The sequence below is a fragment of the Pseudomonas sp. Irchel 3E20 genome (assembly GCF_900187645.1).
Lineage (GTDB): Bacteria > Pseudomonadota > Gammaproteobacteria > Pseudomonadales > Pseudomonadaceae > Aquipseudomonas.
In genome coordinates, this window is record NZ_FYEE01000008.1 from 18,218 (window position 1) to 29,952 (window position 11,735).

General features: G+C 65.1%; 6 protein-coding genes. 1 reads left to right on the forward strand and 5 read right to left on the reverse strand.

Annotated features, from left to right (window positions below):
- Positions 1-29 precede the first annotated feature (29 nt).
- Positions 30-4,925, reverse strand: a complete 4,896-nt coding sequence (locus CKW13_RS15665; protein ID WP_095109533.1) for an alpha-2-macroglobulin — start codon at positions 4,923-4,925, stop codon at positions 30-32.
- Between the two features lie 272 nt (positions 4,926-5,197).
- Here CKW13_RS15665 and CKW13_RS15670 point away from each other — a divergent pair, with 272 nt between their 5' ends.
- The gene (locus CKW13_RS15670) at positions 5,198-6,547 is read left to right on the forward strand and encodes an MATE family efflux transporter (RefSeq protein ID WP_095109534.1); all 1,350 of its coding nucleotides are present in this window, start codon (positions 5,198-5,200) and stop codon (positions 6,545-6,547) included.
- Here CKW13_RS15670 and CKW13_RS15675 read toward each other — a convergent pair.
- The 4 genes from CKW13_RS15675 to CKW13_RS15690 all read right to left on the reverse strand — a co-directional run bounded on the left by CKW13_RS15675 (position 6,544) and on the right by CKW13_RS15690 (position 11,635).
- Complete coding sequence (locus CKW13_RS15675; protein WP_095109535.1) at positions 6,544-7,332, reverse strand: DUF4123 domain-containing protein; 789 nt, start codon at positions 7,330-7,332, stop codon at positions 6,544-6,546. The two genes, CKW13_RS15670 and CKW13_RS15675, sit on opposite strands and share 4 nt — an antisense overlap.
- A complete protein-coding gene (locus tag CKW13_RS15680; protein WP_095109536.1) occupies positions 7,329-8,888 on the reverse strand; it encodes a type VI secretion system Vgr family protein in 1,560 nt (519 codons plus the stop codon). Before CKW13_RS15680 ends, CKW13_RS15675 begins: the two co-directional genes overlap by 4 nt.
- Before the next feature lie 238 nt (positions 8,889-9,126).
- A complete protein-coding gene (gene speA, locus CKW13_RS15685) occupies positions 9,127-11,040 on the reverse strand; it encodes an arginine decarboxylase (protein WP_095109537.1) in 1,914 nt (637 codons plus the stop codon).
- Between the two features lie 223 nt (positions 11,041-11,263).
- Positions 11,264-11,635 (reverse strand): translation initiation factor Sui1, encoded by a 372-nt coding sequence (locus CKW13_RS15690; protein ID WP_095109538.1) that lies wholly within the window; start codon positions 11,633-11,635, stop codon positions 11,264-11,266.
- Positions 11,636-11,735 lie beyond the last annotated feature (100 nt).

The following is an 11,735-nucleotide window of genomic DNA, read 5'->3' on the forward strand; positions in this document are numbered from 1 at the left end:
CCACTGGGGCTTGCCCTACTCCTATCCGATCAACGCCCCTTGATAACCATCTGCGCCGGCGCATCGCCCACGGCCTGCCAGTTGGGCCGGTACATCGACTCCACTTGCGGCGGCGGTACGCGGTAGGTGCCCGGGGTGACGGCACGCGCCAGGTACAGCAAGTGCGTGGTGCCGTAGCCGTCCAGGTTCAGGGCCGCGACGTAACGGTCATCGCGGAACTCCTGGTGCTTGAGCCCGGCGTTCTGCATCGATTCGCGCCATTCCTTGACCTTGCTGCTGGCGTTTTCCAGGCTGGCAGCGCTTTGCGCCAGGTTCTGGTTTTCCAGCTCCAGGCCGGCGGGCAGCAGGTCTACCACCAGGGCATCGGGCACGCGCTGCTTGGCGGCAACGGCAATGTGCACCAGCACCAGGTCGCCGCTGGCCAGGGCATTGAGGTTCAACGGCTGGCCGTTCATGCCCAGGTACTCGCGGCGGATGCTCAGGTTCTCGCCCCCTGCCACCGGCGCCTGCACCGGATAACCGGAAATGGTCAGTTGCTGATACACCGCTTCGCTGCCTTCATTGCGCAACGACAGCGGCGAGGCCAGCAGCGGGCCTTCGAGTTTCAACCCCGGTTGGTTGTTGTTCAGCTCGCGGGTTTCGCTGGCGCTACTCAGTTGCGCGGCCCAGGCGCTTTCCGGCTTGCCCAACAGGCCACGGCCGGCGAGGAACAGCGAGTTGCGTTCCTGGGTCGATAGGTACTGACTGGCCGCCAGTTGATCGGCCAGCTCGAACAGGCGCTCTTCACGCTTGCCCTTGGCCAGGTCGTTTTCTTCCAGCAGCGCCAGTATCAGCGCTTGATCGCGCAGCGGGCTGCCGTAGTCCGCAAGCCAGCTCTTGCTGCTGCGGGTGGCGGCCAGGCCGGCGATCAGGGCTTGGTCGGCGCGCGGCTGATCGCCCATTTTCTGCAGGGCCACCGACAGTTGCACCAGCGGCAAGCCAGAGCGGGCGTCGGTGCGCCGCTCGAACAGGCTGCGCAGGGCGCCCAGCGGTGCCTGCTGGCTGCGGGCCAGAACCAGGCCGGCGTAGGCCTGCACGGCGAAGCGGGTATGTTCGGCGTTCTCGCTGTAATTGACTTCAATCAGGTTGCGTTCCTGCACATAACGCAGCAGGCGTTCGTTGGCCTTTTTCAGTGCCTCGGGCGGCACGGCGAAGCCTTGCTCGCGGGCACGCAGCAGGAAATCGGTGACGTAGGCCGTCAGCCAGTATTCCTCTTCGCCGTCCGCGCCCCACAGGCCGAAGCTGCCGTTGTAGCGCTGCATGCCCAGCAGGCGTTCGATGCCCAGTTCGATCTTGCGTTTGCGCTCCGCCTCTGGCTCGCCTTCCAGGCCCAGGCGCTTGAGGCTCGCGGCGTCGGCGTAGAGCGAGGGGTAGAGGCCGCTGGTGGTTTGTTCCGAGCAGCCGTAGGGGTAGGCCTTGAGCGCACGGATCTGCTCGCCCAGGTTCAGCGGCGGGCGGCTTGACAGGCTGAGCAGGGCTTCGCGGCCGGCTGGTTCAAACGCCGCCAACTCGCCTTCGGGCAGGGTCCACGGCTGGTCCTTGAGCACGGCGCGGTAGTGCTTGAGCATCGCCGGGTAGGCCGGGCGCACGCCCAGGGTCCACTCGCGGGTGAACGGCGGCAGGTTCTCGCCCGGCAGGTCGAGGCCATTGACCAACACCTTGACCTTGCCCTGGCCAAAACCGCCCAGGGCCTGCACCGGGATCTGCAAGGTGGTGCGCTGGCCCTGGGCCAGTTGCACGCTGTGGGTGGCTTCGCCCGGCAAGCTCAACTGGCCTTCGGCGCTCAGTTGCACCTGGAGCTTCTGCGCCTTGCCCGACAGGTTGGAAAGGTCCAGGGCGACTTTGGTCTGGTCGCCCCCGGCGAGGAAGCGCGGCGCCGACAATTCGGCGATCAGCGGCGCGGCAATCACAGTCTTGGCTTGTGCCATGCCGTAGCGCTCGTCGGTCCAGGCCTGGGCCATCAGGCGCAGTTCGCCGTTGAAGTCAGGGATGTTGACGCTGACTTCCCCTTCGCCCTGGGCGTTGAGAGTCACCGGCGCGCTTTGCAGGGCGACGATGGTGACGCTGGTGTCCGGGCGTTTACCGCCCTTGGCCAAAGCTGCGTCGCCACCAAAGGCCAGGCTGGCCAAGCGGCCCTGGCCGGCTTCGATCAACTGCCCATAAACGTCGAGTTGGTCGGCGCCGTAGGCCTTGCGCCCGAACAGGCTGGAGTACGGGTCGGGCGTGGGGTATTCGGTGATGTTGAGGATGCCCACATCCACCGCAGCCACCAGCACATGCACCTGTTTGGGCACGCTGCCATCGGCGTTTTTCGCCTGGATTTTCACGGTCAGCGGCTGTTTGGGGCGCATTTTTTCCGGCGCGCTGAGGGTCAGGCCCAATTTGCGTTGCGTGCGATCCAGCGGCAGGTGCAGCACGCCGACGGCGCGTTTGGGGGTGATGTTGGCCTTGCGCTCGCCCGGGCGGATCACCAAGGCGCTGACGTAGAGGTCATGGCGCGCCCATTTCGGGTCGAGCTGAATGGCGAAGCTCTTGCCCTCGGCCGGTACGTCGATTTCTTCCCACCACAGCGGGCCTTCGGCCGATTCCACCAACAGGTAGCCCTTGCCGGCGGCGGGCGGGGTCACCGTGACGTTGGCGGTGTCGCCATCACCGTAGGCGGGTTTGTCCAGGGCCAGTTTGACCTGGTCGGGGCGCACGGCACCGCCTTCGGCGTTGTCCTGGGCGCGGTAGCCGGCCCAGAAGCGCAGGCTGCTGACCAGCCCGGTCTGCGGGTCTTCGACCTCGACGCGGTACGGGCCCCACTCCACTTGGAAGCTGACCTTGGCGGTGTCGCCGGCCTTGATGTTCAGGCTCTGTTCGTCGAGGTTGAGGAATTTCTCGTTGAAGTGGTAGCTCCAGCCGTCACTGTCGGAGTAGTTCCAGTAGTAGTCGCGGCGCTCGCGCACCAGGCGCACCTTGAGCTGGTTGGCCGCCAGTTTTTGCCCTTGGTTGTTGGCCACCAGCAGCTCGAACTCCACCGGGCCGTCGCCGTCGGTTTCCTCGCCGTCGAACAGCGCACGGATACCCGGCAAACGCTCGGCCGGCCACACCGGTTGCACCACGCGGCGGGTGATGGGCCGCCCGCCCGACTCTTGCAGGCTGGCCTGGACGATCAGCTGCAGCGGCGACTTGGCCTCGGCCCATTTGCTTTCAAGGGCAATGACCGCTTCGCCGTCGGCATCGAGGGCGGTTTCTTCCAGCTCCAGGTCCTGGCTCAGTTCTTCCTCGGTGACCGAGCCAAACTGATAGCCGGGCAAGGCTTTTACCGCTTCGCGCAATGGCCGCACGTAGACCTGGCCACTGAGGCGGTTGCCCGCCGCCGGCGCGCCATAGAGGTAGCGGCCGTTGACGTTGATTTCGGCGGTGGCCGCCGGGGTGATCGGCGCGTCGCTGCCTTTGAGTTCCAGGGCCAGGCGTTCGGGAAGGAAGTCTTCGACGAGAAATTCATAGAGCTGGGGCTTGCCGTCGCCCAGGTCGAACACCAGTTGCCAGCGCCCGGTGGGCGCTTCGCCGGCCAGTTGCAGTTGATATTGGTAGAGGCCGGAAGCGTCGGCGTCCCAGACGAATTTGCGGCTGACCTGCTCGTCCGGGCGCCGTACTTCGACGCTGATGGGCTGCGGTTTGACGGCGTTACCGTCGTTATCGCGCAGCAAGGCGTTGAGCAGCACGGTTTCGCCGGGGCGGTAGAGGTCGCGGGGGCCGAACACGAAGAATTGCAGCGGATGGGCCTGGGGGCCGCCGATGTCGAATTCGGCCAGGTCCAGCGCGGCGCTGTTGAGGCGCAGCAGGCTGGTCTGTTCACCCTGGTGGGCGAGCAGCACTTCGGCTTTTTTCGGCAGCGGCAACTGGGCGTGGCCGCCCTTCTCGGTCTTGCCCTGGCCAACCACGCGACCTTCGTTGTCGAGCAGTTCCAGGCTGACGCCGTCCAGGGCCTTGCCGCCCTCCAGCGCCTGGGCGAACACATCGATGCGGTTCTGGTAACGGTGCACCGACACGCCGATGTCACTGAGGGTGAAGAGCGTGGCCGGTTGCGAATAGTTGTAGGTGCCCGAGGCGCGCATCACCGCCAGGTACACGCCCGGCTGTTGCAGGGGCTTGAGGCCGGCGATGGGCAGCAGCAGGGTTTCGCGGGTGTTGCGCGCCGGGTTGAGGTCGAAACGCCCGCCGTAGACCAGTTCGGCCATGGGCAGTAATTCACGCGACTCGTAGCTTTGCAGGCTGGTGCTGCGCCCCCACTGGGCGAGGAATGCGGGCAAGGATTCGGGCTTGATGCGGAAGAACTCGACGTCGATCTTGTCGACGTTCAGCGCGATCACCGGCAGGCCTTCGGCCAGGCGCGTGGGCAGCAGGGTGCCACGGCTGGCGAAACCGACGGTGGCTTGCAGGTCGCGGGTTTCCAGGCGGCTGATGTGCTCGGCGGCGAGAGTTGCCTCGTTCACCGCGCGCAGCCCGGCGTCAACGGTGAGCACCAGTTTGCGCTGCGGCTCCAGGTGGCGCAGGCGCAGTTCCATCAGGTTATCCGACAGCTCCCAGGCGCCATCGACCTTGCCGGACTTGCTGTCCACCAGGTGCACGCGGTCGGCGAACTTCTGCTGCGGGTCCAGGGGGATGGAAAAACTCACCGACAGGGTGCTGGCACCATCCAGTTGCACCTCGGAGACGTCCACCACGCTTAACTCGCGCCCGGCGTAACGCTGCTTGAGCGCGCTCACATCCGGCGCAGCTTTGGCGGCAGCGGCAGGCGCGGCCGTCGAGGCGGCGGGCGGGGCCGGGTCGGGGGTCGAAGAATCGCAAGCGCTTAGCAGCGCAAGCGCGCAAGCCAGGAACAGTCCTTTGTTAAGCATGGGGCACTCATCGGCAGGGGCATCGAGGGGTTGAACTATATATCACCAGCGCCCACACGGCTGTGGCGCCGCTCACATTGACCGACAGAGGGCGGTTTGGTTCGCGGGCGTGGCTGATTTCCCCGTAGCAAACGGGTTTGCCCGCGCGGGGGTGCGCAGCAACCCCATGGCGACGTTATGCCGTGGCATTTTTACGGCCGCCGCGCAGCCGAGCGCGGGCTGTGCGCCGGGGGGCGGGCAGCTACAATGCCGCCTCTTGCCTGGAGCCCTTCATGTCTACCCTGCTTAGCGATTGGCGTCACCGCCCCACCCACCGGCGCGTCTGGGCGTTGGCGGCACCGATGATTCTGTCGAACATTTCGGTGCCCTTGGTGGCGTTGGTGGACAGCACGGTGATCGGCCATCTGCCCCACGCCCATCAGTTGGGCGCAGTCGCGGTGGGCGCCAGCCTCTATACCTTTCTCGCCTGGGCGATGGGGTTCCTGCGCATGGGTTCCACTGGGTTCGCCGCCCAGGCGGCCGGGCGCGGCGATGGCGCGGCATTGCGCCAGGTGCTGTTGCAGGGGCTGTTGCTGGCCATGGGTATGTCGGTGCTGCTGGGGGCGCTGGGAGTTCCGCTGAGTGGCGTGGCCCTGCACTTTATGCAGCCGTCCGCCGAGCTGGACCAGCTCACCCGCGACTTCTTCCACACCCGCCTCTTCGGCTTGCCCGCCGCGCTGGCCAGTTATGCCCTGGTGGGCTGGTTCCTGGGCACCCAGAACGCCCGGGCGCCGCTGGCGATTCTGCTGAGCACCAACCTGGTCAACATCGTGCTGAACCTGTGGTTCGTGCTGGAGCTGGACTGGGGCGTGGTCGGTTCGGCGCGGGCCTCGGTGATTGCCGAGTGGACCGGCGCCCTGATCGGCCTGGCCATGACCCGCAAAGCCCTGCGCGCCTACCCCGGGCACATTGCCTGGGCCGCGCTGGCGTTGTGGCAGAGCTGGCGGCCGTTGCTGGCGGTGAACCGCGACATTTTTATCCGCAGCCTCGCGTTGCAGTCGGTGTTTTTTCTTATCACGGTGCAAGGCGCGCGGCTGGGGGACGCCACGGTGGCCGCCAACGCCTTGTTGCTTAACGGCCTGCTGCTCACCGCCCATGCGCTGGACGGCTTGGCCCACGCGGTAGAGGCACTGTGTGGGCATGCCATCGGCGCCCGCGACCGGCCGGCCTTGCGCCGCGCACTGGTGGTGGCCTGCGGTTGGTCGCTGCTGGCCAGCCTGGGCTTTGCCGCGCTGTTTGGCCTGGGCGGCCATTTGTTTATCCAGATGCAGACCGACATGCCCGACGTGCGCCAGACCGCGTTCGAGTACCTGCCTTACCTGGCACTGCTGCCGTTGATCGCGGTGTGGAGCTATCTGCTGGACGGCTTGTTCATCGGCGCCACCCGCGCCCGGGAAATGCGCAACGGCATGCTGTTGACGATGCTGCTGGTGCTGCCCTTCGCCTGGGGGCTACAAGGGCTGGGCAACCATGGGCTGTGGTTGACGTTCCTACTGTTCATGCTGCTGCGCAGTGCAACCCTGGCGGTCATCGCCTGGCGCTTGCAGGCCCGCGACCAATGGTTTATCGCCGGCGCCCACTAACCCGAACGCCCCTCCCACACCTGGCGCAACCGGGCCAGGCGTTCGCTGGCGCTGCCCGCCGGGCCTTCGGGCACGCTGGCGTAGGGGTAGCGCAGGCGGAGGCGCAGCCAGTCATCGAGCAGCCCATGCTCGCAAAAACCGTGGCGCAGGCCCTCTTGCAAGTGGCCCCAGATCACCTCGTATTCAAGCTCGGTGTCCAGGCTCCATTGGTAGGCATGGCGCTCCAGCAGGCATTCTTGCAACTTGCCTTGCTGGCGGCTGTTGAGGCTTTGCTCAATGCGCAAGCGGTGCCCGGGCAGCGCGGGGTTGGTCAGTTGCTGCCAGCCGAGGCTGCCGACCGCTTTGTCGGCCCAGGTGCCGCCATGCCAGAACAGCAGCTCGACCGGCCCCAGCCAGCGGCTCAGTTCGGTGGCATCGCAGGCGTCGAAAAAATAGCTGGCGGTTTGCGGGTTGTAGTAGCTGAGCAACCCCTTGAAGTGCAGGCCGATGGTCACCGTGAGCATGCGCCGCAAATGGCCCAACAGGGTGGGCAGCGAGGCGTTGCTGCCCAGGAATAACCCTGGCCAGGCCAGAGGTTGGCTACGGCACAGCACGGCCAGCGCGGGGTGGCGCTCCAGGTCGATCAGCACCGGCCCCTGCTGCGCCAACGCGCGCAAATCGGTGGCCTCGAACAGCGCGTGCCAGTGCCCGTCCAGCAGGTGCGCCTGTTGGCGGGCCTGGGGCGAACCGGGTACATCGAGCAAGAACCACTGCGCCGCCTGCTGCGGGATCTGTGCCGGGTTCATGCCGCACCACTCTGGCGGAACCGGGCCAGCGCCCGACAGGTACAGACCCGCTCCCGGCAGTGTTTGTAACTGCCGCCGGCCGGCAGCATGCACAGCATCACCAGCGGGTGGCCACCTTGCAGCAGCTCCAGCAAACCTTGCTGGCCCTCGCCTTCATCGCTGTGCCCCGATTGCGCCGGGCGGGCGTCCAGCACCACTTGCGCACCGCACAGGTCAAGCCCGTCACCTTGGGTCTTGACCTGACTCTGGCCGACATTGAATTGCAACTCGCCATCGCCCTTTATCACCAGTTCCAGGTCGCCGGTCACTTCAATGCCACGCCCGGCCTCCATGAACTGGGTGCGGTCCAGGGTCGCTTCGATCACGGCGCGGTCCGGCTCCTGAGGCGGGATCATCCATTGCCCGGCATCTGCGGCCGGTACCTGCTGCCCCGCCAGGTAGCCAATAATCAGCGGGCGGTCAGGGTTGCCTTCGGCAAAACTGACCAGCACCTCCACACCGGGCAGCAAGCCCTTGATCGCTTCCTCAGTGAGCAGCGGCGACACCGCCACCCAGCAGTAGTCCGTGGCGGCCCCGCGCCCCGAGTACAGCCATTCAAAACGCAACGCCACCCGCCCCTGGGCAGCATGCACAGACTGATCGCCCAGAGGCTCGACCACCCACGCCCGCTGGACGATGCCTGTCAGCGGCTCGGCCGGCGGGTGGGCGGGCATGTAGGGCATGTCCAGGGGGTGGGCGCGGAAATGGTTGCGATAACCGCCGCTGTCGGCCGTATCGGGTGCTCCCCAGCGCCCGCCCTGGTGCTGCACGCCCGTCAGCAGCCACAGGCGGTTACAGGCGCTGCGGCTGTGCCCGGCCAGCGGCAGGATGACGCCGCTGCGCAGGTCCACCAGGTCACTGTGGCCTTCGACCGGGCCGGGGCTGCCCAGCCCGAGGGGTTCGCGCAATTGCAGGTGGAAGCGCTCCGTGCCCAGCAGGCGCGGCGGTTGCCGGGCGAAAGCCTGGTGGGTGTCGGCAAACACCAGGCAATGGCCGGCCCGGTGGTGCTCGAAGTGGTAGTGGATGTTTTCCTGGGCGCACAGGCGCTGGAGAAATTGCAGGTCGGTCTCGCTGTACTGCGTGCAGTAGTCGCGCACCGGGTAGTCGCCGACCAGGTCGAAACGCCAGCCATCCTGGTGAATGCCGTGCTCGCGCAACACTTGCATGAGGATTTGCGGCACGCCCAGGTCACTGAACACCCGCTGATTGAAGCGCTGCCCCAGGCACGCCAGTTTCGGCCCCAGGCGCAAGCGGCATACGGCGGGCCGGGCCAAGGGGTCGGCCTGGACCACGCCGTGGATTTGCCCGTGGATGCCGCAACGGCCGTCCATGTGCAAGTAGGCATCGCGGTACATCAGGCGCCCGGCGTCAGGTGCCAAGTCGCCCACCTGCACCTGCAGGTCGAAGACAAAGGGTGTGCTAATGGCCTCGGTGCCCGTGAACGCCAGCACCTCGAAGCCGCGGCCCTGGCCCGCTATATCCAGACGAAATAAAGGCTCGCAGGCTGGATCAGGCATTGGCGTCTCTCTAACAGGAAGGGCGACTGGGGATTCTCTCCGAGAGACCGGTTCGAGTAGAGAGCAAGAGGGCAGATCAGGAACAGACCTACACAAAAAACAGACAAACCTACTGGAGCGTTAGGGCAACCCTCGGGTCGCCTGAAAAACCCCTTACATATAGAGGAAAAACCGTACACGCCAAATCGAAAACGCCCCGCATAGGCGGGGCGTTTTCAGGCATAACGAGGCTGCTACCTCAAGACGACAGGTACGACGAACGCGTCAGACCCAGGCGCAACGCATCCAGGTATTGGGTGCGTTCGGCGGCCGTGATCTTGGCGCTGGCCACTTTGTCGCGATAGTGGGTCATCAACTCCTCGGGCGACAAATGCACATAGCGCAGCATGTCCTCGATGGTGTCGTGGGTCTCGATGCCGGCGTGGTACACCGTGCCGTTGGGGTTCTGGTAGATGTTCACCGAGTCGGTGTCACCGAACAGGTTGTGCATGTCGCCGAGGATTTCCTGGTAAGCGCCCACCAGGAAGATGCCCAGCAGATAATCCTCGCCTTCGTTCAAGCCATGGACCGGCAGGCTGGTCTCGATGCTCTGCTCATCGACGTACTGCTTGATCTTGCCGTCGGAGTCGCAGGTCAGGTCTTGCAGCACCGCGCGGCGCAGCGGCTCTTCATCGAGGCGGTGTAGCGGCAGGATCGGCAGCACCTGGCCAATGGCCCAGGTGTCGGGCAGGCTCTGGAACACCGAGAAGTTGCAGATGTACTTGTCGGCTAACTTGTCGTTGAGTTCGTCCAGCACCTGGCGGTGGGAGCGTTGGCGGGCCTTGAGGGAGTTGTGCAGGCGCCGGCACACGGCGAAGTAGCACTGCTCGGCCAAGGCTTTTTCGGCCAGGGTCAACTTGCCATCGGCGTACTGGGCGGCCACATCGCTCATGTAGTGGGTGGCGCGCCAGTAGGTTTCGGTGACCATCTCAATGTCGGTCGGGCCCAAAAGGTCCACCAGCCATTGCACGGTTTCCGGCAGGTTTTCCTTGTTCTCGATCACCGGCACGTCGTCGTTGTGTTTCTCGACATCGGTGACCTGCACCACCAGCATGGCGTGGTGCGCGGTCAGGGAACGGCCGCTCTCGGAGAAGATGTTGGGGTGCGGCAGGTTCTGCGCGTCGCAGAACTCCTTGAGCATGCCGACCACGACACCGGCGTAGTCGTCCATGTCGTAGTTGATCGAACTGGCGTTGCGCGAATGAGTGCCGTCGTAGTCCACGCCCAGACCACCACCGACGTCGATGTGATCGACCGGCAGGCCCAGGTTGCGCAACTCGCCGTAGTAGCGGATAGCTTCCTTGAAGCCGTGCTGGTAGTCCGCCAGGTTGGCGATCTGCGAACCCATGTGAAAGTGCAGCAGGCGGATGCCTTGGTCCAGGCCCGCGTCGCGGAAACGCTCGACCACCGACAGCAGTTGCGCGGCCGACAAGCCGAACTTGGATTTCTCACCGCCGGTGTCTGCCCACTTGCTCGACGCCAACGACGACAGACGCACCCGCAGGCCGACCTGAGGCTTGACCTTGAGGGCCTTGGCTTCTTCGATCACCAGTTCAACTTCGGACTCTTTCTCGATCACGATGAACACGTTGTGACCCAGCTTCTGCCCCATCAGGGCCAGGCGAATGAACTCGCGGTCCTTGTAGCCGTTGCAAACAATGGTGCCGCCCTTGGGCGCCAGGGCCAGCACCGCCAGCAGCTCCGGCTTGGAGCCGGCTTCCAGGCCGATGGACACGTCCTGGGTGGCGATGATGTTCTCGATCACCGCCTCTTGCTGGTTGACCTTGATCGGGTACAGCGCGGTGTATTTGCTCTGGTATTCCAGGCGCGCGATGTTGGCGTCGAAGGCGCCGGTCAGTTGGCGTACGCGGTCTTGCAGGATATCGGGGAAGCGCACCAGCAACGGCAGCGACAAACCGCTTTGGCGCAGTTGATCGACTTGCTCGTACAGATCGATAGGCGAGCTGTTCGGGCCGTTCGGACGAACTTCGACGCGACCGGCGTCATTGATCGCGAAATATCCGGCCCCCCAATGGCGAATCCCGTAAACACTGCGGCTGTCCGCAACTGTCCATTGGCTGCCATCGTCTTTGCGTGTGCGTCGTACGGACATCGAAGTCCCCTATAAATGAAGTCAAAGAGCACCGGCCCAATCAGAGGCTGGCGCAGTCTAGAGAATGAAAGTGACGGTTTGCCTGTAAGGGAGGTAGACCTCGCTGCCAGGACAGAGTTTAGAAACCAGTCAGAACAGGCTCTGTGAAAACCATGGAGACGACGCCAAGCCCTGTAGGAAAACAGGACAAAGAGTCAAGCCGAGGTGGTTTTCACAGAGGCTGCTAGCCGCCGGACTTCTTCGCCTTGAAGCCGTGCTTGAGCAACTCGGCCAGCAGCAGTTCGACGTGATCGCCCTGGATCTCGATGACCCCGTCCTTCAACGCCCCGCCCGTGCCGCAGCGCTTTTTCAGGCTGGTGGCCAGGTCTTTGAGCGCGTCTTCGGCCAGCGGCACGCCGCTGATGGTGGTCACGGTCTTGCCGCCACGGCCCTTGCTTTCGCGGCGCACGCGGGCAATGCCGTCGCCGGCCGGGAGCAGGGTCTGTTTGCAGATACAGGCCGCCACGGGCTGGCTACAGTCCGGGCAGTGGCGACCTGCGTCGGTGGAAAATACCAAGCCACCGAGGGCGGCGAAGGATGCGGCTTTTTTGGCCACCGGCAATCCTCTTGTGAGGACAAAGACTGGTCGAAGCACTTTGGCAAGGGCCCTCGACCGCGAAGCCCCACTCAGGCAGGGGCAGCGCTACTGAACCGGG